At 56.3% G+C, this 19042-nt stretch carries 25 protein-coding genes; 15 read left to right on the top strand and 10 right to left on the bottom strand.

Annotation, left to right across the window (positions count from 1 at the left end):
- Positions 1–110: 110 nt before the first annotated feature.
- Positions 111–1061: a GlxA family transcriptional regulator gene (locus ACM1ZW_RS20950; RefSeq protein ID WP_414878852.1), complete on the bottom strand. Its 951-nt coding sequence runs from the start codon at positions 1059–1061 to the stop codon at positions 111–113.
- A 259-nt stretch (positions 1062–1320) separates the two neighbouring features.
- On the opposite strand from ACM1ZW_RS20950, the gene ACM1ZW_RS20945 reads away from it, so the two are divergent.
- Positions 1321–2043, top strand: coding sequence for a pirin family protein (locus ACM1ZW_RS20945; protein ID WP_017337922.1), 723 nt, complete (start codon positions 1321–1323; stop codon positions 2041–2043).
- 198 nt (positions 2044–2241) lie between these two features.
- Here the strand turns inward: ACM1ZW_RS20945 and ACM1ZW_RS20940 are convergent, their stop codons facing one another.
- The 8 genes from ACM1ZW_RS20940 to ACM1ZW_RS20905 are packed head-to-tail and all read right to left on the bottom strand — an operon-like array spanning position 2242 to position 7722.
- Positions 2242–2604, bottom strand: a complete 363-nt coding sequence (locus ACM1ZW_RS20940; RefSeq protein ID WP_416739260.1) for a Mor transcription activator family protein — start codon at positions 2602–2604, stop codon at positions 2242–2244.
- Positions 2605–2622: 18 nt separating this feature from the next.
- Positions 2623–2940, bottom strand: coding sequence for a hypothetical protein (locus ACM1ZW_RS20935; RefSeq protein ID WP_416739259.1), 318 nt, complete (start codon positions 2938–2940; stop codon positions 2623–2625).
- 1 nt (position 2941) lies between these two features.
- The gene (locus tag ACM1ZW_RS20930; protein ID WP_416739258.1) at positions 2942–4123 is read right to left on the bottom strand and encodes an ExeA family protein; all 1182 of its coding nucleotides are present in this window, start codon (positions 4121–4123) and stop codon (positions 2942–2944) included.
- Complete coding sequence (locus ACM1ZW_RS20925; protein WP_416739257.1) at positions 4123–5892, bottom strand: integrase; 1770 nt, start codon at positions 5890–5892, stop codon at positions 4123–4125. Before ACM1ZW_RS20925 ends, ACM1ZW_RS20930 begins: the two co-directional genes overlap by 1 nt.
- 3 nt (positions 5893–5895) lie before the next feature.
- Complete coding sequence (locus ACM1ZW_RS20920) at positions 5896–6825, bottom strand: hypothetical protein (RefSeq protein WP_416739256.1); 930 nt, start codon at positions 6823–6825, stop codon at positions 5896–5898.
- Between the two features lie 11 nt (positions 6826–6836).
- On the bottom strand, positions 6837–7139 hold the full coding sequence (locus ACM1ZW_RS20915) for a helix-turn-helix domain-containing protein (protein ID WP_416739255.1): 303 nt from the start codon (positions 7137–7139) through the stop codon (positions 6837–6839).
- Positions 7136–7315, bottom strand: coding sequence for a hypothetical protein (locus ACM1ZW_RS20910; protein WP_416739254.1), 180 nt, complete (start codon positions 7313–7315; stop codon positions 7136–7138). Before ACM1ZW_RS20910 ends, ACM1ZW_RS20915 begins: the two co-directional genes overlap by 4 nt.
- Positions 7316–7323: 8 nt before the next feature.
- A complete protein-coding gene (locus ACM1ZW_RS20905; RefSeq protein WP_416739253.1) occupies positions 7324–7722 on the bottom strand; it encodes a DNA-binding protein in 399 nt (132 codons plus the stop codon).
- Positions 7723–7805: 83 nt separating this feature from the next.
- Between ACM1ZW_RS20905 and ACM1ZW_RS20900 the strand changes: the two genes are divergently transcribed.
- The 14 genes from ACM1ZW_RS20900 (at position 7806) to ACM1ZW_RS20835 (ending at position 17833) form a co-directional block, all read left to right on the top strand.
- Positions 7806–8099 (top strand): hypothetical protein, encoded by a 294-nt coding sequence (locus ACM1ZW_RS20900; RefSeq protein ID WP_416739252.1) that lies wholly within the window; start codon positions 7806–7808, stop codon positions 8097–8099.
- 17 nt (positions 8100–8116) lie between these two features.
- Positions 8117–8434: a hypothetical protein gene (locus ACM1ZW_RS20895; protein ID WP_416739251.1), complete on the top strand. Its 318-nt coding sequence runs from the start codon at positions 8117–8119 to the stop codon at positions 8432–8434.
- 73 nt (positions 8435–8507) lie between these two features.
- Positions 8508–9086, top strand: coding sequence for a hypothetical protein (locus tag ACM1ZW_RS20890; protein ID WP_416739250.1), 579 nt, complete (start codon positions 8508–8510; stop codon positions 9084–9086).
- 252 nt (positions 9087–9338) lie between these two features.
- On the top strand, positions 9339–9902 hold the full coding sequence (locus ACM1ZW_RS20885) for a hypothetical protein (RefSeq protein WP_416739249.1): 564 nt from the start codon (positions 9339–9341) through the stop codon (positions 9900–9902).
- Positions 9903–9999: 97 nt separating this feature from the next.
- Positions 10000–10506: a structural protein gene (locus ACM1ZW_RS20880; protein ID WP_416739248.1), complete on the top strand. Its 507-nt coding sequence runs from the start codon at positions 10000–10002 to the stop codon at positions 10504–10506.
- Positions 10497–10715, top strand: coding sequence for a hypothetical protein (locus tag ACM1ZW_RS20875; RefSeq protein ID WP_416739247.1), 219 nt, complete (start codon positions 10497–10499; stop codon positions 10713–10715). Before ACM1ZW_RS20880 ends, ACM1ZW_RS20875 begins: the two co-directional genes overlap by 10 nt.
- 42 nt (positions 10716–10757) lie before the next feature.
- A complete protein-coding gene (locus tag ACM1ZW_RS20870; RefSeq protein ID WP_416739246.1) occupies positions 10758–11063 on the top strand; it encodes a DUF2730 domain-containing protein in 306 nt (101 codons plus the stop codon).
- Positions 11060–11353 carry an ArsR family transcriptional regulator gene (locus tag ACM1ZW_RS20865; protein WP_416739245.1) on the top strand — a complete coding sequence of 98 codons (294 nt, stop codon included), beginning with the start codon at positions 11060–11062 and terminating at the stop codon, positions 11351–11353. The genes ACM1ZW_RS20870 and ACM1ZW_RS20865 overlap by 4 nt, the downstream gene beginning before the upstream one ends.
- A 2-nt stretch (positions 11354–11355) precedes the next feature.
- The gene (locus tag ACM1ZW_RS20860) at positions 11356–11907 is read left to right on the top strand and encodes a phage protein Gp27 family protein (RefSeq protein WP_416739244.1); all 552 of its coding nucleotides are present in this window, start codon (positions 11356–11358) and stop codon (positions 11905–11907) included.
- Positions 11904–13511 carry a hypothetical protein gene (locus ACM1ZW_RS20855; protein WP_416739243.1) on the top strand — a complete coding sequence of 536 codons (1608 nt, stop codon included), beginning with the start codon at positions 11904–11906 and terminating at the stop codon, positions 13509–13511. The genes ACM1ZW_RS20860 and ACM1ZW_RS20855 overlap by 4 nt, the downstream gene beginning before the upstream one ends.
- On the top strand, positions 13508–15004 hold the full coding sequence (locus ACM1ZW_RS20850; RefSeq protein WP_416739242.1) for a DUF935 domain-containing protein: 1497 nt from the start codon (positions 13508–13510) through the stop codon (positions 15002–15004). Before ACM1ZW_RS20855 ends, ACM1ZW_RS20850 begins: the two co-directional genes overlap by 4 nt.
- Position 15005: 1 nt before the next feature.
- Positions 15006–15848: a phage minor head protein gene (locus tag ACM1ZW_RS20845; protein WP_416739241.1), complete on the top strand. Its 843-nt coding sequence runs from the start codon at positions 15006–15008 to the stop codon at positions 15846–15848.
- Positions 15849–16325 carry a phage virion morphogenesis protein gene (locus ACM1ZW_RS20840; protein WP_416739240.1) on the top strand — a complete coding sequence of 159 codons (477 nt, stop codon included), beginning with the start codon at positions 15849–15851 and terminating at the stop codon, positions 16323–16325.
- 41 nt (positions 16326–16366) lie between these two features.
- Positions 16367–17833, top strand: coding sequence for an alpha/beta hydrolase (locus ACM1ZW_RS20835; protein ID WP_416739239.1), 1467 nt, complete (start codon positions 16367–16369; stop codon positions 17831–17833).
- A gap of 288 nt (positions 17834–18121) precedes the next feature.
- Here the strand turns inward: ACM1ZW_RS20835 and ACM1ZW_RS20830 are convergent, their stop codons facing one another.
- The gene (locus ACM1ZW_RS20830; protein ID WP_416739238.1) at positions 18122–18988 is read right to left on the bottom strand and encodes a DNA/RNA non-specific endonuclease; all 867 of its coding nucleotides are present in this window, start codon (positions 18986–18988) and stop codon (positions 18122–18124) included.
- Positions 18989–19042 lie beyond the last annotated feature (54 nt).

Genomic DNA, 19042 nt, shown 5'->3' with positions numbered 1-19042 from the left:
CACCTCCATTGCAAAGAGTTCAGCAGTATCTTGGCAGGCATCGGTGAAGGTACAACTGCGAAGATGGGAGCATCACGGCCATCACAGTGCGCAAGACGGACAAGAAGGCTCTAGCTCGACTGTTCCCGGTACAGGGTCGGCGTCAATCCAAGTTTTTCACTGAACAGGAACCGCATGTGCCGAACACTGCCGAAGCCACTTTTGAACGCCACGGTCTTGAGCGGCAAGTCAGTGGTTTCCAGGAGATTCCTCGCGCAGTCGATGCGCGCGCTTTGCAGGAATTCCATCGGGGTCATGTTCACTTCCCGGGCGAACACCCTGGCGAAATGACGGGGACTCATGGTGGCCAGGCCCGCCATGCGTTCAATGCTGAATGCCTCATCCAGATGCTCAAGCACATAATTCTGCACGCGGGTCACTGGCGTTTCATGGGGCGCGATGGTGGCCATCAACGGACTGAATTGCGCCTGGCCGCCCTGGCGCTTCATCACCACCAGCAACACCTTGGCCACGTCCTGGGCGACTTTCTTGCCGTGGTCTTCGGCGACAACTGACAACGCGAGGTCGATGCCGGCCGTAACGCCGCCGGAGGTGATGAGGTTGCGGTCCTGCACGTAAATCCGGTCGGTCTCCACTGTCGCCTTCGGGAAGCCCTTGATCAGCCGTTCTGTGTAATGCCAATGGGTGGTGACGCGGTAACCGTCGAGCAAGCCGGCGTGCCCGAGCACGAAGGCGCCGGTGCAAATCGAGCCATAGCAGCCTGCGCGGCTGACGGCGTTTTGCAACCAGTGGAGTAACGGCGGGTGCTTTTCGTTGTAGGCACCGGGACCGCCAGGCACCAGCAAGAGATCGTAGGCCTGATCCGCCTGATCAATGTGCATGTCGGGGTGAACGTTGACGCCGTTGGACGCACGCAATGCCCCGTGTGCGGTGCCAATGGTCATCAGCTCATAACGCTGTGCCGGCTCCAGGTAGCGATTGGCGATGGAAAACACCTCCATGGGCCCGGCCATGTCGAGCAGGAGAAAGTCGGGAAACAGCACCATTGCTACGGTTTTCATGGGTTACATCACTGAAGTCAAAAAAGGATTACTGGCTGAACACCCACCCTGCAGGAACCGGCTTGCTGGCTCCTGCACGTTATGTGCTCGGCATTAAGGCAGTGATATGCATTATGGCCAATGGAACAGGAACAGCCTACCCATTATTGTCAACCTGAACGAGACAGTATTTCAATTTTCATCTACTTATTGCACAAACCGATAAACATTAACCTTCTCCTCACTCGGACGAATCAACGTCCCAACAGGAGATTTCATCATGCTGACCCTTCGCAAAGCTTCCGATCGCGGCGCGGCCAATCACGGTTGGTTGAAGTCGTTCCACACCTTTTCCTTCGCCAACTACCGCAACCCGAAAGAGCAGGGTTTTTCCGACCTGCTGGTGATCAACGATGACCGCGTCGCCGCCGGCAAAGGCTTCGGCCAGCACCCGCATCGCGACATGGAGATCTTCTCCTATGTGCTCGAAGGTGCCCTTGAACACAAGGACACCCTGGGTACCGGTTCGGTGATCCGCCCCGGTGACGTGCAATTGATGAGCGCCGGCAGCGGCGTGGCGCACAGCGAGTACAACCACTCGGCCACCCGTGGCGTGCACTTCCTGCAAATCTGGATCGTGCCGGACGTCAGCGGCGCCAAACCGCGCTATCAGCAAGAGCACTTCAGCACGCAGAAAAAACGCGGCCGCCTGCAACTGATCATCTCCCCCGAGGGGAAAAACGGTTCGCTGCAGGTGCGCCAGGATGCACGGGTGTATGCCGGGCTGATCGACGGCAAGGAATCCGCCACCCTGGAACTGGCCGCCAATCGGTACGCCTATGTGCATGTGGCTCGTGGCAGTGTCGAACTCAACGGCATGGTATTGCAGGAAGGCGATGGCGTACGGGTTCGGGATGAACAATTGTTGAGCTTGAGCAATGGCGTCGATGCCGAAGTGTTGGTGTTCGACCTGCGTCCTCAGGAATTGCCGGAAATGCCATAACCCTGGGATAACAGCCTCGCTCCGCTCGACAGCTCCTACATGTCAATCCCTGTAGGAGCTGTCGAGCGGAGCGTGTTTAGCCGCGAGGTAAACCCCAATCAATAAGCGAGATAAACCCGGGCTATTCCGGGCCAGACTGGCACATATTGGGATACCTCACGCAATACCCTTGCACCACAAGCAACAAATAAAACCCCGTCAATCGTCATCTGACGGGGCAAACATATCAACCTGACGACGCGCAATCTCATCCTTGCGCACCGCCTTAACGATCTTATAAATCCACTGCAACGACACCGCATACTTACGCGCCAGGTCGCTCTGATTCGTACCGTTGAACTCATCAAAAATCTGCCGATCCCGACGACTCAACTTAACCGCCAAGCCCATAGGAAAATAGACATTCTGACCACCCCAATGGGCCGCCATACGATCGGCGACCTCCTTGGCCACATGACGGGCAGTACCGTCATCCATCGACACCAACTCAATGAGCGCGGCCGAAACATGCTCCCTGAGGTCAATCAGCAGCTCCGGCCCCTTACTACGGAAGTCACTCATACATCAGGCGCCACGGGCTCATTTATCCTGCTCCTTCACCAACGTGAACCAAGCCACCTCAACGCCTCGAACCGTCACGGCATTGCAGGTAAAAGGCCCGGCAGGCAGATAGCGGATCTTCTGCAACTGATACTCAAATCGCTGTAAAAACCGCTCAACACTGTCTTGCTCAATAAAAATCCTGTTTTCCAGCAACTCCAGCTGCTTAATCTCGATTCCCGCGTCACGCACCTTGCGCGACAACTCATTGAAGGTCGAAAGCTTCGCCAAAAACTCCTCAGCAAACAGATTCACCGGCTCAGCGCCCAACGCACCTTCCAGATACAAAGCCCCCATATCAAACCCCCTTCACCACATCAGCAGTCACCACCGGCACACCCAACTCAGTAGCCAGATTCATCGCCGCAACCACCAGATTGCCTATCGCCAATGGATAAAGCTGCGAAATCCTAACCTCCCGACCACCACGCTGCTGAGCCTGCGACAACCGCGTAGCAATCGCCTGAATGCCCCCCTCATCAATGACCTCATCCAGGGCCTTGCCCACCCGGTCGAAACGAAACTTCAAAAACTCCATCAAGCGCGAATCCTCAACCGGAGAAAGCGTCACCCGTTCACAGCGCTGCACCACCTCCCGCACATCCCCGTTACGCTCACTCAGCTTCACCCCCAACTCCGGCTGGCCAATCATGATGATGCTCACCAGCTTAGTGAACCCAACTTCCAGCTCTTGGATACGCTTCAAGTGCTTAAGCGTTGCCACCGGCAAACAGTGAGCCTCCTCAATCACCAGACAATGGCGATACCCAGCGGCATGCGACTCCTTCAACGCCTTATGCAACTGCGCGAACCGCGCCTCAGGACTATTCTTCGGCTTAGTCAGTGGCGCAACCGCCGCCATCATCGCCTCAGCAATATGCGTGCTCTTCAACGACTTGCCCCGAAGGTCATTGTCCTCAGACGCCAAAACATAAGGCTCCATGAAAATCACCGGTTCATTGCTGTCAGCAATACGGTTCACCAAATCCCTACGAAGCGTACTTTTGCCGGCCCCCGATTCCCCCTCAACCGCCAGAAACCCGCCATTCCTCGCCGTCTGATACATCAGCTCACGCACATAACGAATATCCGGGCTCACCCACATATCCTGCGAACTCGACAACTCATCAAAAGGATCACGGAACAAACCAAAAGCTTTGCGAGTTGTTATCTGTAACGCTTGTTTAGGCAGTAACATAGGTTCGTCCTCCCCGGACGGCTCTTTCTTAAGGGCCGGACCTGCCGTGTTAGCGCACGGCGGGTCCACATCATCAAAAGCGTTTGCAACATCGGCATCGTTCGCACCCGACTCAGTCAAAAAAGACCGAATGCGCCCCCGCAACTCATCACCGTCCAAACTGCGCGGCCAGAGACCGTGATTCACCAACTGCGCCACCGTCGCACCACTCAAACTCAGCGACGCAGCCAAAGCAGCTTGAGCCTGGCCCACCTCCTGCAAAATGTGCTTCAACTTCAACATCACCCACCTCCAACCGCCGCCAACACCAGCGGCTTACTCGTGACCTCAACCGGTCGTTTCAACTCAGCCTCAATGGCATCAAGCTCGTCCTGTGGAACACCCTGCGGATACCGCCTCTGCAACCAACCAAACGTCTCCCCCGACCAAAAATCACCCAGCCGCGGCCGCAACTGCTTCGCCGCCTCCACAAGACTCAAAGGCGCAAACTCCACAGTTGGCGTATTAACGTTCAAAGTTCTTCCGCGCCGCGGCAAATACGTCGGCAGCACCGTGTCATTCACAGGCTTATGCGGATCAATCAGCCCACCGAACGGCGCGGCCTTCGCCTTACGAGCAGCTCGCGCATCGGCTTCATTAGTCGTACCCGTCGCAAGCTGCTCCAACACCTTGCGCGACACCTGGGCCGGCGTATCAGCATGGCGCTTATACTGCTCACCGATAGTCGCGGACGTCTCGGCAAACCCAAACGCATCCATCCCGATACGCTCAATCACGTGATAATGCTCACGCCCGTCATCACCCACCAACACCGCAATCGCAGAATCCTTATCCCGCCAGCAATTGCGAGTAATCAGCAGCTTTTCTCCGACCATCACCCCCGGCACCGAACTCACATCAAACTGAGCCCCCCGGAAAGAAACCCGCAACAGATTGCTCACCTTGCGAGGCTCTGGCGTATTCACCGCCAACTCGCGGCAAACCTCCACACTAGGGGCCAAGCGCAACTCCTCCGGCTTAATCAACTGCCAAACCCCATACCGCGTACGCCGAGTGCGCGAATGAATAGACGTCGCATTAAAAAAACGCATCCACTTGCCGGCCCATTCGTTGATCTGCTCCAGACACTCCGCCGCCTGAAACTTCAAAGCGCTTTCAAACTCACGTTCAACAATATTGTGTGCCTGCTCAACCTGACCCTTCGCCCGGGCATTGCCGGCCTGATTAATAATCAAATCAATCGACAACACCCGGCACAGATTACGAAACAAGCCACTCGTCATCGCCGCACCAGGGTCCGTCATCAGCACCCAAGGCACCCCGTGAAAAGGGTCAGATTCCCCACGCTTCTGCATCGCATTAATCAACACACCGCACAAATGCTCAGCCGACTCTGCCCCCAGCACATACTCCACATACAACGAACCGCTCGCATGGTCCGTGATTACGTAACGCCATAACCGCTGGCGTTCAATCCTCTTCAAATTGCCGGGTTTACCGTCGTAAAACTCAGCCTTATCCATCACCTGAGCGCCGTTATCGGCCAGATAAAACTGAGTCGAAATCGACGCATCAACCTGCCACACATGATTGGGATGCTTACTCGCCAACGACACCGCTGGCGCGTCATGTAACAACTGCTCGGGATGCAACTTATAGCCACGCAATGCCCGGCTAATCGCACCATGAGTCAGCGGGCGAAACGCCCCCGTGTCCTCATCGACACGACCCGCCACAATCAAGTGATTACTGCGTAAACGCTCCACCGCACGCTCGATCGTCGAAAGCTGCTTGTTATTGCCACGGATCGACTCCAACAACACCGCCGAAATCAACCGTGCCTCCTCAATCGGCAAAGCACTGCACCCCGCGTCACTGCGACGCTTACGCGGCTTCGCCACACGCACCGCCTTCAGCTGGCGCAGAAGCGTCTGCACAGACACCCCTAACTCCGCCGCTCCCGCCGCATAAACAGCCGTACGTTCACCATGCGCTGCCTCTTCAGCGCGCCGAGCAATCTGCGTCAACAGCTGAATCTGCACCGGGTTCATCAATCAAACCTCAGCAGCCGTCAGCCAAGTAGGGCTACCGTCCACATGCTCAGGCAGATTGAACTCACTGCGGACCGCTCCCAACGTCACCTCCAACTGCCGAATCAGCCCCGCCTGAAAAGAACGGTGCTCCTCACCCTCAACAGCCAACTCCTCAAGCTTGGCAAACCCCTCACGTAAGGGGCCCAACACACTGGCCTCAGCCTCATACGCAATCGCCGCCAACTCCCCCCGCAAATCCTTCGCGGCCTCATCCGCTGGCATCGCCTTAATACGTTTACGAGACCTATCCAGCTCATGCCGTGCCTTATCCAACTCGCTCGACTTCTTCGCCATCACCTCACTTTGCGCGTTGTAATCGGCGTTACTCTCATCAAGGCGCCGCACAAACACCTCCTTCTCCTTGGCATGCTTGGCAATAATCTCCTCAGCAAGGTCCACAAACGCGTCCTTATCGCCAGCCTTAGCCACCTCAATCAACTCAGCTTGCTGGTCCTGCGGCAAACGTCGGTACTGACGCAACTCCCGGTAACCAATCCCCATCCGCGACATCGAATCCAACGCCTCCTCACCGAAGGTCCGCAAATTCGCAATATCCCGGTCAACCTGGTCCACCGAGCGGCCCAACAACACACAAAACTCCTCCCACGTACCGCTCAAAACTTCCGCACCGTGCGGGCTCCTACGCCCCGCAATCGCCCGGTACAGCTTGTTCTCCTTCACATACGCCAACTTCGAAGTCCGCACCGTGCGGGAAAACTCCTCAAACGCGCCGGCCATTTGCGCCTGTCCCAACAACTGATTAACCGTGTCGCGATCTTCAGCGTGCGAAGCCTGCATCGCCGCCATCGCATTTTGATCAGCCGTCAACATCACCTCATTCAAAACCGGTAAATCCAGCGGCTCCACGGGTTGGCTCTTAGTACGTGCCATATCCATCTCCCTCAAATCCTTGATCCAGCGGCAATACGCTGATTAATTTCCTGCATACGCCCCGTCACGCGGGCCATGTGCTCGGCATGCGCCTGAGCGATCTGCAACATCGCCACCGAGTGAGCAAAGCGCCCGTTATCCAGCTTCAACGCCAGACCCTCCTCAATCAGCGTCTGCATCACCCGCGTAATATTGCTGGGACTGTCATCAGTCAGCTGAGCCAACTCCGTATTACTCAACCCCGTCACCGTGTGTCCCTTCAACGCCTTCAACACACGCAACACCCGCGCAGCGGCAGACACAGCGCGGCTCATAACCCTGCCTCCAGCCCAACAAATTCAGGTAAATTGACGGCCCGAAAGTCAGCGCCGCCCACGAAAACGGTGTGAAATCGTGTGTTTTTTGTAGGAAATTTCTTTTTTTGCCCCGCACACGCATTCAACAAGCGCTTTAAAGCGGTAAATTCCAAATAACCGATATGATTTTTCATCGTCAGCCTCACGCCACAAAACGGATGCTCTCAAGGGCCTTAGCCGGGTCAGTACAAATCTCCCCGGCCTTAATCCCCAGCTTGACCGCGATTTCGTGGGCCTGACCCCGCACACATTTCTTACGCCCACCCAACACCTCAAACACCAGGTTGGGCGAAAACTGATTAGCGATTGCCCATTGGGTAATCGAAATACCTTTGGCCTTCAGCACTGCTTTGGCCTGGTCTGCTGTACGTAGCGCCATGGGAAATACTCCGGTGCTCGTGGCGCCCCAAAGGGTGCCGATTAAGTTGCCGTTGGTGGTTGAACGGTGTGAATGCATAATGGAACCGATCGGTTCCTTTTCAAAGGATTTTTGACAACCGAATGGTTTCCTTTTGTGAGCGACTGCGCGCAGAACGAACACGGCTTGGCCTCACCCAAACCGAATTCGCTGCATTGGGCGCAGTGACCAAAAAAACACAAATGCTCTACGAGGCAGGGGACCGCGTGCCTGACGCCAACTACCTGACCGCCATCTCCACGGCAGGCGTAGACGTCCACTTCGTCCTAACAGGTCAACAGCTCACCCAAGCGCGGGCAAACGCATGGGCGCCCATCGACAGCAACAAACTGGGCCGCATCATCGAAATGCTAGAAACCGCCGCCAAACAAGCCGGCAGGCGCTGGCCACCCCAAAAATTGGCCACCGTGGCCGCAGATGTCTACAACGCGTTAGGTGAAGAACAAGGATTCGACGAACCGCGCGTTGAGCGAATATTGAAGTTGGTAGTCAATCGCTGAAATAGCAAAGGAGCTCTATGCGAAGCGAGGATGAAGTTCTGGTTAAAAACCTATCCGCCAGGCTTTCTGAGGAAATAGCAAACCTCCCCAAGGAAGGAAAAGATCACCCCCTCACCGTAAAAATCAAAGGCAATCGAGGCCACATCAACCTCGGCAGCTACACCCAGCAATGCACGCATTGCGACCACAACCCCCGCAACCATCACCACATCGCTGCACAGCCAAAACAGCCAGCTCGCACAGAAAAAGGCACCGCCCAGCTATTGAAGATCGCAGCCTTCTTAGGCGTGGCACTGCTGAGCTACTTCGTCAGAGATTTCCTGCCCAGCACGTAAAACACTGATCGACAAACATGTAACCGTCAGATCGAAATAGTCATGGATGACTGAAAACTAAAAGGAAGTGGGCATGAGCCGAAGAGTACCTTGGGGACAACGACACATCGTCAGCAAGATCGCGTTGCTGGCCTTCTTGGCTGTCGCATTCCTACTACTGACGCACTGGTTAAGGCTTGCCATGTTGGTACCCACAGAACCAGCAACAGACATCACACCCGCAGCAGAACCACCTGAAGCCGTTCACACCCACCCCAGTGCCGACGCATTGTTCAGTGCGACACACTACATAGCGACAATCGAGCAAACCATGCTCGAAGGTCTCACCATCATTGAAGCCAACCAAGTCCCACAGCTGGTAGCACACAGCCAAGTCTTCAAATCATTGATCGACTACGGTCACGCGCAATTTGGCCACTCCGTTTTCGAACCTTTAGGCAAATGCGGTGCTGCAGGCCTCTTCGCCAACAGCTGGTGGCAGGCCAGAGTCAGCGCTGCACGCCAAGGGGTCACGGCAGAGGTTGCAACCTCAATTAACAATCACTGGGCTGAATACAAAAACAACCGAACCGAATGCCTACAGCAGGCAGATCCGACAGAAATCGTTGCCACATTTGACGAAGTTGTACAAACAGCACCAAAAGCACATTAGAGTGCTCTGTGAATCAAAGCGCCATCACGCTGGAGCTTTTTCATAACAAATTCAAAAAAGGAGTCAACACATTGAGAAGGGATAGAGATGACCACCGTGACCGTGGCAGCAGAGAAGAAAACAGCGGTGATCTCCACAATAATACCGACCTTAACCCAGGCCGTCCTGATTTCGAAAACTACAAAGAGCGAAGGTTTCCTGACGTGGTAGACACTCTTTCTCCACCAACACGGCCTAGCAGAGGGGATCGGGATGGGAGCGACAACAGCTGATCTTGCGGATCGTTGGTACGCAGTGCAATTCAGCGTGCGTCGCTCAATCCGATACCACCAACGTCGTCGTGCGTTCTATGACAGGTTGGATAAAATATCCAATATGCTGTCATTGATATTGGGGTCCGCCGCGATCTACGGCGTTCTCCAAGAGAACGCAAAAAATGTGGCGTTGATAGCTTCCGCCTTTGTCACCGTTGTCTCATCCATCAATTTGGTTGTGGGCAGTGCGCAACGTGGCCGCGACCATACGGATTTCATGCGTAAGTATGTGGATCTAGAAAAATTTATGCTCGGTGACGAAACCGAAGAGCGTCTATTGAAGGTCTCGGAACAACGGTTAAGCATCGAGGCAGAGGAGCCTCCTGTACTGCACGTTTTAAACGCCATCTGCCACAACGAAATGATGCGGGCAGAGGGATTCGCAAAAGAGGATTTACCGAAAATAGGTTTTGTCCAAGCCCAACTGGCTCAGTTGTTTGATTTCTGCGAGAGCAGCATTCAAAACCCTAAACCTAAAAGCCAACCCCAGACCACTCCTTAAACCCGATTAAAAGCCCTCCAGCCCCACGCCGCCCACCATAGCGGCGTGGGCATTTCTAGCGCCCCAAAACCCACGGCGCCCAGACTGGAGGCAACCCATGCGACCCGAACAACCCCGCGGCATCCGCAACTTCAACCCCGGCAACATCCGCCACGCCAAATCCATCCGCTGGCAAGGCATGGCCCCAGCCCAAACCGACAGCCAATACGTCCAATACCTCAACCCACGCTGGGGCATTCGCGCCATGGCCCGCGTACTCATCACCTACCAAGACAAACGCCACGCCGCCGACGGCAGCTCCATCGACACCGTGCGTGAAATCGTCGAACGCTGGGCCCCACCCACAGAAAACAACACCGACGCCTACGTCATCAGCGTCGCCCGCGCCCTAGGCCTCGACCCCGACGTACAAAGCGTCGACGTCTACGACTTCGAAGTCATGCGCGCCCTCATCACCGTCATCATTCGCCACGAAAACGGTCCGGGACCATTACCCGGTGGCCGCTGGTACGGCGAAGCCGTCATCGCCGACGGCCTGGCGCTCGCAGGCATCGAACGCGGCATCTCTCACGGCAAAACTGCAGGGGCGCCACCATGCAACTGATCAAAGATTGGCGCCACGCCTACAGGCTCTACAGCGTCCAAATAAGCCTAGCCATCGTCCTGGTCGCATTCGCCCAACTAGAACTCTTGCCGCTATGGCAAACACAACTGTCGCCTACGGCCTACGCCACCTTCAACAGCGCAATGGCCGTCCTCTTATTCGTGGCACGCCTAATCAAACAAAGCCCCCCACAACAGGCTCTGCGCTAACGCACTAAACACCATCCAACACCGGGCGATGCGGGGCAACCAATGAACCTCAACGAACTCAACGTCGGCTTCCAGACCGTCGAATGGCTAATCCTCACAGTCCTCGGCATCTACACCTGGCTAACCAAACGCCAAGCCGCCAGCACCCAAGAACTGCTCGAACTGCGCACCCGCATCGTCGCCCTCGAAGAACACGTCCGGCACCTGCCGGACCCAACCGCCATCACCGACCTGCTCGGCGACATGAAAGCCATCCGCGCCGAACTGTCCGGCGTCAAAGACGCACTCAGCCCCTTGTCCCGATCGCTCGACCGCATCAACGACTACCTGCTGCGAGACAAAACATGACCCACTACGCCGACTACCTTCGCCAAGACATACGCCTGGTCATCCTGCGGCTACTCATAGAAATGCCCGGCTACCGCGCCAACAGCTCCGTACTCAACACAGCCCTAGACAACTTCGGCCACACCGCCAGCCGCGACCAAGTCAAAACCGAACTGCAATGGCTCACCGAACAAGGCGCCATAACCCTGGCCGACATCGGTCCCGTACTCGTCGCCACACTCACCGAACGCGGCCAAGACATCGCCGCCGGCCGCGCCCGCGTACCCGGCATCAAACGGCCGGGCGCCTGACCATGGCCGGCAAATCCTCCATCAACCGCCTGCCGCCCACCGTCAAGGCCTACATCCAAAAGCTACTGCGCGAAGACCGCCTAACCCTCGACGACATGCTCGCCGACCTCCAGGCACGCTTCCCCAACCAAAAGGCCCCCAGCCGCAGCGCCCTGGGCCGCTTCAAAGTCGGCTTCGACGAACTCACCGACAAAGCCCGCCAACAACGCGAAATGGCCGAAGCCTTTGTCGGTGCCTTCGGTGAAGACGCCTCCGACAAAACCGGCGTCCTACTCGTCGAAGCCATCTCAACCCTGACCTATCAAGCCGCCATGGGCGCCCACGAAAAAGACGAAGTCACCATTGCCGAAGTCTCAGCCCTGGCCCGCGCCGCCAAAGCCACCATGGAAGCCCGAACCCTCAGCGTCAAAGAGCGCCAGACCATCGAAAAAGCCGCCCGCGAACGCCTGCTCCAAGAACAAGCCGCCGAACTCGACAACGCCGTCAAAGCCCAAGGCATGACCGAAGACCAAGCCCTGTTCTGGCGCCAAAAGTTCCTGGGCGTCAAACCATGAAACCCTCAGCCAGCACACTGCGCGTCATCGAATGGGACGAACTGCCCCCCAGCGTTCGCCAAATTCCCGAGGGCTACAACCCCCTCATCGAAGGCATCCTCATGGCCCACCAGTCCCACTGGCTGGCCATCGACGCCCAAATCAAGCTCTGCGAAAAAGGCCGCCGCACCGGCATCACCTTCGCCGAAGCCCTGGACTCCGTCATCACCGCCGCCTCACAAAAAATCGCCGGCGGCATGGACTGCTTCTACATCGGCGACACCAAAGAAAAGGGCCTCGAATTCATTGGCTACTGCGCCAAATTCAGCCGCGTCATCGCAGAAGCGCAGGCCTCAGGCGTCAGCCAAATCGAAGAATTCCTCTTCCAAGACCAAGACGACGCCGGCAACACCCGCCACATCAACGCCTACCGCATCCGCTACGCCTCAGGCTTCAAAATCGTCGCGCTCTCCAGCAACCCGGCCGGCGTGCGCGGCCTGCAAGGCAAAGTCATCATCGACGAAGCAGCGTTCCACCGCGACGTCTCCGCCGTACTCGACGCCGCCACCGCGCTGCTCATCTGGGGCGGCCGCATCGTCATCATCAGCACCCACAACGGCAAGGCCAACGCCTTCAACCAAATGGTCAGCGACATCCGCGACAAGCGCTACGGCGACAGCGCCCGCGTCTACCGCGCCACCTTCGACGACGCCGTAGCCAACGGCCTCTACGAGCGCGTCTGCTTCATGGCCGGCAAAGTCGCCACAGCCGAAGGCAAAGAAGCCTGGTACAAACAAATCCGCAACGCCTACGGCCCGCGCAAAGCGCAAATGCGCGAAGAGCTCGACGCCATCCCCCGCGACGGCAACGGCGTCTGCATCCCCGGCATCTGGATCGACGAAGCCATGCGCCCAGGTCGCACCGTCCTGCGTCTCACACTCGACGACAGCTTCACCCAACAACCGGTCTATCGCCGCGAAGCCTACGTAAACGACTGGATCAACCGCTACCTAACGCCCCTCATGAAACAGGCCGTAGCGCCAGACCTGCGTCACTTCCTCGGCATGGACTACGCCCGTCACCGAGACTTCTCAATCATCTGCCCAATGTCCGTTGATCAAACCCGCCACCGTAACGTGCCATTCGTAGTCGAGATGCACAAAGTACCCACCCGACAACAAAAGCAGATCCTCTTCCACACCCTGCGTGGTCTGCCACGCTTTATCGGCGCAGCCCTGGACGCCACCGGCAACGGCGAAACCCTCGCCGAAGAAACCGCCGACGAATTCGGTCACAACCGCATCCAACAAGTAAAAATCAGCCGTGCCTGGTACGGCGCCTGGATGCCCAAATTCGTCCAACTGTTCGAAGACGCCACCCTCACGCTGCCCAAAGACGACTCCCTGCACCAAGACATCCGCGCCATCGAAACCGTAGACGGCATCCCCATGATCATCAAAGCCCGCACCCAAGACCTCAAAGACCCAGGCCTCTACCGTCACGGCGACTTTGCAGGCGCCGGTGCCCTGGCCAACTTCGCCACACTCGAAGTCGCCAGCGGTCCGGTCAACGTCAAATCCCGCCGCCCACGCCAGGGCAAACGCATCACCCAGGGGTACGCATGAATAACAACGGCGTGTGGGTCAGCCCCACCGAATTCATAAGCTTTGCCGAAGCCAAACGCAGTCGCGCCCTCAGCCAACACATCGCCACCCGTGGCCGCACCCAAGCAGGTGGTTTCAGCGGCGCCAACTTGCCCAACCCAGACCCCATCCTCAAAGCCCAAGGCAAAGACATCGCCGTCTACCGCGACCTGCGCAGCTCAGCCCTGGTCGGCGGAAACATCCGCCGCCGCAAGGCCTCAGTGTTGTCCCTGGAACGCGGCATCAAACCCGGCGATGCGCCCACTAACGTCGAGCGCTTCATCAGCGACTGGCTCACCGACCTCGACCTCGACCGCATCATTCGCGAACTGCTCGACGCCCCTTTATTCGGCTACCAACCCCTAGAACTCATATGGCAGCCCATCGGCACGCACCTGGTGCCGCAAGACCTGCTCGGCAAACCGTCCGAATGGTTCTTCTACGACCAAAACAACGCACTGCGTTTTCGCGCCAAAGACGCCGGCCCAGACGGTGAACTCTGCGACCCCCAACGCTTCATCGTCGCCCGCCAAGACGCCACCTACGCCAACCCCTACGGCTTCCCGGACCTCAGCATGTGCTTCTGGCCGGCCACCTTCATGAAAGGCGGCCTCAAATTCTGGGTCCAGTTCACCGAAAAGTACGGCAGCCCCTGGGTCATCGGCAAACACCCCCGCGGCGCCACAGACGACGAAACCAACTTGCTACTCGACAGCCTCGAAGCCATGGTTCAAGACGCAGTCGCCGCCATCCCGGACGATGCCAGCGTGCAAATCATCGAAGCCGCCGGCAAGGCCGGCAGTGCAGAGGTCTACCGCCAACTACTCGAGTACTGCCGCAGCGAAATCAACGTCGCCATGCTCGGCCAAAACCAGACCACCGAAAAAGACAGCAACCGCGCCAGCGCCACCGCGGGCGCCGAAGTCACCAAAGACATCCGCGACGGTGACGCCGCCATCGTCGCCACCGCCTTGAACGCCTGCATACGCCAAGTCGTAAACCTCAACTTCGGCGCCGACGTCATCGCGCCGCTGTACGCCCTCTGGCAACAAGAAGAAATCGACAACAGCCTGGCCCAGCGCGACAAAACCCTGACCGACGCCGGCGTTAAATTCACCAACGCCTATTGGCAACGTACCTACAACCTGCAAGACGGCGACATCCAGCTAACGCCAACCGCCACCAAATCGCCTGAATTCGCCGAGCCAACCCTGCAGCCGCTGCTGGACCAAATCGCACTCGACCAAGCCATCCAAAGCCTGCCAGCCCAAACGCTGCAACAACACAGCGAAAAGGCCGTAGCCCCCTTCATCGAAGCACTACAACGCGGCCGTGACGACACCGAGGCCCTCGGCTTACTGGCAGAAGCCTTCACTCAAGCGGACGGCCAAACACTTGAACAACCACTCGCCAATCTCCTGTTCATGGCCAACACCTGGGGCCGCCTAAGCGCCAACGCGGACCGGGAAGATTGACATGGCCACCTCCACGAAACGCCTCAACCCCACCGACCTACAAATCATCTTCGGCCTCGACCCGGCCAATGCAATCGCCTACCTAAAACGCAAGGGCTACGCCATCACCTGGCACTGGCAAGACATGCTCGATCACGCCCACGACCAAGCCTTCACCGTCGCCAAAGCCATTCGCCTGGACCTACTGTCAGAGATCCGCGAAGCATTGGAAACAGCTCTCCAACAAGGCCAAACCCTCAAGCAATTCACCACCAACCTACAACCCATCCTGCAAGCACAAGGCTGGTGGGGCCAACAAGTCATCGTCGACAGCCAAGGCACAGGCGAACTCGTCCAACTCGGAAGCCCACGCCGTCTCAAAACCATCTACCAAACCAACCTGCAAAGCGCCTACATGGCCGGCCGTAAAGCCAGCATGGAGCAGACGGCACAAACCCACCCGTACTGGATGTACATCGCCATCCTCGACGGCAAGACGCGACCCAGCCACCGCGCACTGCACGGCCACGTCTTCCGCCACGACGACCCCATCTGGGCCTCCATCTTCCCGCCCAACGGCTTCAACTGCCGCTGCCGCGTCATCGCCCTCAGCGAAGCCGCCGTCAAGCGCCGCGGGCTTACAGTCGTATCGAGTCAAGGCAGGCTATTCACAGAAACAGTCCAGGTCGGCACCAACAAGCGCACCGGTGAAGTCCGCAACGCCACGGTAAGCGGCATCCGCCTCAAAGATGCCCAAGGCCGCGCCATCACATTCCGCACCGACCCAGGCTTCAATCACGCACCAGGTACAGGCCTGGCCGAAGCGCTAAAACGCAAGCAGGCAATCGCCGCACAAGAGGCATGAATGTTCACCATCGAACTAAACAACCAGAGCATCCAGAACGCCTTGCGCGAAGTGGAATGGGCCGTCGGCGACCTCGCACCTTTGATGCAGGGCATAGCCGCTGAACTGGCTCAGCAAACCGAAGAAAACTTTGAAAACGAAGGCCGCCCCGAATGGGCAGAACTATCAGACACCACTACCGAGCGCCGCGCCAAACACGGCAACTGGCCCGGCCAGATCCTGCAAGTCAGCGCCGCCGGCTTGGCTGCGTCAATCACCACTCACGCCAACCACAGTTCAGCACTGGTTGGCAGCAACAAACCCTATGCGGCCATGATGCAGTTTGGTGGGGAGCAAGCGGATTTTCCACACCTGTGGGGCGACATACCGGGCAGGCCGTATCTGCCCATGAGTGTCGAAGGCCAGTTACAGCCCCAAGCGGCAGAGGCGATCCTAGAGTTGGCGTTGCTTCACTTAGAAAAATCGGCACGCCTCTAATGCGTTCAATGTCGTTCTAAAACGAATACAGGGTTATACGCGTGGCAAAATTTGACACGCTTGCTAATCTCCACGCTACGGATTCAAACCTAAAACTCATGGTGGTCGCTATGAAGTTTGGAGAAACAATAAAACAGCACTGGTTGGTTGTATTAATAACAGTCGCCTTGATAGTTATAGTAATACCACAAACAATGCAACTTAAGAGTTTTCCGCCAGCGGCAGCTCCACCTAACCCAGATGTGCGTCCAAATCCTCCGCCCGAACCCACAACAATTGCCACGGACAGCCCATATATTGTTTTCAACAGCGAGGCGGAATTTTCTGGCACCCAAACTGATGGGTGGGAAGATAAAGGCGAAGAATACGGTACTACGCTAACAAAAAAGCTAACCTATGATGCTTATGTTATTCGACCAAAACTAGACTTTTCCACAATAGACGTAGTTGCTCGAGTCACCCCTACCGTCAATCCAAAAACTCTCCAAGACTGGCAAGACCCACGCTCAATTGATAGCAAAGGCTATCATGTGGCCCGAGTAAATTTTGCCACCGACCGACAATATGCCACCGATGACAACAAAATCACTTTCACTTCAGCCCCTGGCAATCTCAGCTATGGCTACTGTTATGTAAGTATTCCACCTCGCCACAAAGTTGGGGTTATCGAGTCACCATCTATACTTCGGCTTGAGTTTAGTGAGACGCCCCAAAAGCACGTTATGATTCTAAAAACAGAGTTACAATCATACGAAGCGTTCACTCGAGACATCGCCTGGCTTGCAGAGATGTCAAAATCGGGTAATGCCTTTGTTTTTATTCATGGTTTCAACGTTGGTTTCAATGATGCTGCGAAACGGACTGCACAAATGGCTTATGACCTGAATTTCGACGGCGTACCAATTTTTTACAGCTGGCCTTCTAGAAACTCGGCTTCATTAACCGCCTATGAGGCGGACGAAAGAAACATTGAGCTATCGGAAGGCAACATCAAAGAATTCCTGGTTGATATTCTTTCAGACTCTAAATTTTCAAACGTTTTTGTTGTAGGTCACAGCATGGGAACGCGAGGCCTTGCTAAGGCGATTGGAGCAATAGCAGTAGAAAAGCCGGAAGCAATTGGAAAACTGAAAGCAGTAATACTCGCTGCCCCTGACATAGATGCCGATTTGTTTAAGCAGCAGATTGCACCAAGACTATTGAAGGCCGAGCGAAGCGTTACGTTGTATGCGTCGTCCAATGATAGAGCATTGCTTGCATCACAAAAACTCCATGGCTACCCACGTGCGGGAGATAGCGGAACTGGGCTAGTCATACTAAAGGGAGTAGACACCATCGATGCATCGAACGTAGACACCAGCTTACTGGGTCACTCATATTATGGAGACGTACGCTCGATAATTGACGATATGCATTACCTCATTCAAGAGTCGCTCACTGTTGATAAAAGAGCAGGATTGAGCCCGGCGGGGCGAGAGCCTAATAACTATTGGCAATTCAAACCCTAGATTTTAATGTAAATCGCGATTCGCCTTTTTGGTGAACCACTGCCTGGGTCAAGCAGCTCTAATCACAGGCAGTGGTGCTCAGCTCGGTTAACAGTGGAGAGGAAGCTTACTCACAGCACAGCGACCCCAGAATGAGACCGCCGCACGATTAACGTAAACCCACTCACTACAGCAGAAGGTCCTTACGCGGGCAAATCAATCGGTGCGCGCATCCACTGTGACTAGCCTTTCGACCAATAACCCACTGGCCTTTCCGTTGTGTTTTCGGGGATGGCTTTCCATCCAGCTCTATTGAGTGCTACAGCCGATCTTCTGTGGCAATTGCCCCTGCTTTGACTTCAACGCTGTCTGAACATCCTGCGGCAGATCACTCCACAGCGTCAGCCCAGACCGTTCCTCGATCTCATTCACCGTCACCTGGTAGTCACAGAAGTTCGCCGTGCGTGGGGTGCTTTGCTCCATGATGAACGCAGCATAAAGGCCGTTGGCAGGTGTACTGCCCGTGAAAATGACCTTCCAGTAGCCGCTCGGGATCGTATGAATTTTGTTGGTACCGGGAAGCGAACCAATCGTCCTTTCGTACAAGGGTCCGGTAGCCACGTAGACCGCATCTATGCCAGGCGTTTTACCCAGCTTGCGCTCCTGATTCTCCAACAGAGCCCAGGCCCCCCGGTTCAGGTCCTCTTTTTGCGGCGTGATATTGCTCAAGTAGTTCAACGGTTGCCAATCAGCAATCCCCCCCATAGAGGCCAAATTGGCTTGGTGGCCTCTGTCCAGACCCAAGGCAACATAAGCCCCGTTGTAGTCCACAGGGTTCAGCGTTTCCCCCGCAGGCACATCAGGATCAGTTTTCCAATTGCGCGGGCGATTGCTCTCAGGTGTGTCCTTGGTGATTTTGTAGGCCACCCAGTTGGCAAATTTCGTCGAACCATTGTTATTCAGCGTATACGCATAGCGGGTGATGGTGGCCTCACCGCCGCCAGAGGGGCAGCCGACAGCGCAGTTATCAATCCCAGGAATCTCAACGGTCGAAAGTAGCGCAGGCTGTACCCGCTCGGGCCGCCCACCCACATCAATTGAATGCGGGCTGGTACACGCACCAACCAGTGGGAATAAAACGAACAGCAGTGATCTAACCTTCGGCATTCCGTGCATAATTTACTCCTTCTGAAAACGCTGAACCTAGACCGTACGAGTCAGTAAGACTAG

The sequence above is a fragment of the Pseudomonas sp. NFX71 genome, assembly GCF_048079215.1.
In the GTDB taxonomy this organism is placed as follows: domain Bacteria; phylum Pseudomonadota; class Gammaproteobacteria; order Pseudomonadales; family Pseudomonadaceae; genus Aquipseudomonas; species Aquipseudomonas fluorescens_B.
This window is presented reverse-complemented; position numbering and strand designations above follow the sequence as displayed.

Bases quoted from the DNA above. Each gene is read 5' to 3' on its own strand.
- ACM1ZW_RS20950 (WP_414878852.1), bottom strand. From the start codon at position 1,061: ATGAAAACCGTAGCAATGGTGCTGTTTCCCGACTTTCTCCTGCTCGAC.
- ACM1ZW_RS20890 (WP_416739250.1), top strand. From the start codon at position 8,508: ATGAGCCGAAGAGTACCTTGGGGACAACGACACATCGTCAGCAAGATC.
- ACM1ZW_RS20895 (WP_416739251.1), top strand. From the start codon at position 8,117: ATGCGAAGCGAGGATGAAGTTCTGGTTAAAAACCTATCCGCCAGGCTT.
- ACM1ZW_RS20915 (WP_416739255.1), bottom strand. From the start codon at position 7,139: ATGAGCCGCGCTGTGTCTGCCGCTGCGCGGGTGTTGCGTGTGTTGAAG.
- ACM1ZW_RS20925 (WP_416739257.1), bottom strand. From the start codon at position 5,892: ATGAACCCGGTGCAGATTCAGCTGTTGACGCAGATTGCTCGGCGCGCT.
- ACM1ZW_RS20880 (WP_416739248.1), top strand. From the start codon at position 10,000: ATGCGACCCGAACAACCCCGCGGCATCCGCAACTTCAACCCCGGCAAC.
- ACM1ZW_RS20865 (WP_416739245.1), top strand. From the start codon at position 11,060: ATGACCCACTACGCCGACTACCTTCGCCAAGACATACGCCTGGTCATC.
- ACM1ZW_RS20840 (WP_416739240.1), top strand. From the start codon at position 15,849: ATGTTCACCATCGAACTAAACAACCAGAGCATCCAGAACGCCTTGCGC.
- ACM1ZW_RS20930 (WP_416739258.1), bottom strand. From the start codon at position 4,123: ATGTTGAAGTTGAAGCACATTTTGCAGGAGGTGGGCCAGGCTCAAGCT.
- ACM1ZW_RS20845 (WP_416739241.1), top strand. From the start codon at position 15,006: ATGGCCACCTCCACGAAACGCCTCAACCCCACCGACCTACAAATCATC.
- ACM1ZW_RS20910 (WP_416739254.1), bottom strand. From the start codon at position 7,315: ATGAAAAATCATATCGGTTATTTGGAATTTACCGCTTTAAAGCGCTTG.
- ACM1ZW_RS20885 (WP_416739249.1), top strand. From the start codon at position 9,339: ATGGGAGCGACAACAGCTGATCTTGCGGATCGTTGGTACGCAGTGCAA.
- ACM1ZW_RS20875 (WP_416739247.1), top strand. From the start codon at position 10,497: ATGCAACTGATCAAAGATTGGCGCCACGCCTACAGGCTCTACAGCGTC.
- ACM1ZW_RS20920 (WP_416739256.1), bottom strand. From the start codon at position 6,825: ATGGCACGTACTAAGAGCCAACCCGTGGAGCCGCTGGATTTACCGGTT.
- ACM1ZW_RS20855 (WP_416739243.1), top strand. From the start codon at position 11,904: ATGAAACCCTCAGCCAGCACACTGCGCGTCATCGAATGGGACGAACTG.
- ACM1ZW_RS20860 (WP_416739244.1), top strand. From the start codon at position 11,356: ATGGCCGGCAAATCCTCCATCAACCGCCTGCCGCCCACCGTCAAGGCC.
- ACM1ZW_RS20850 (WP_416739242.1), top strand. From the start codon at position 13,508: ATGAATAACAACGGCGTGTGGGTCAGCCCCACCGAATTCATAAGCTTT.
- ACM1ZW_RS20870 (WP_416739246.1), top strand. From the start codon at position 10,758: ATGAACCTCAACGAACTCAACGTCGGCTTCCAGACCGTCGAATGGCTA.
- ACM1ZW_RS20940 (WP_416739260.1), bottom strand. From the start codon at position 2,604: ATGAGTGACTTCCGTAGTAAGGGGCCGGAGCTGCTGATTGACCTCAGG.
- ACM1ZW_RS20945 (WP_017337922.1), top strand. From the start codon at position 1,321: ATGCTGACCCTTCGCAAAGCTTCCGATCGCGGCGCGGCCAATCACGGT.
- ACM1ZW_RS20935 (WP_416739259.1), bottom strand. From the start codon at position 2,940: ATGGGGGCTTTGTATCTGGAAGGTGCGTTGGGCGCTGAGCCGGTGAAT.
- ACM1ZW_RS20830 (WP_416739238.1), bottom strand. From the start codon at position 18,988: ATGCACGGAATGCCGAAGGTTAGATCACTGCTGTTCGTTTTATTCCCA.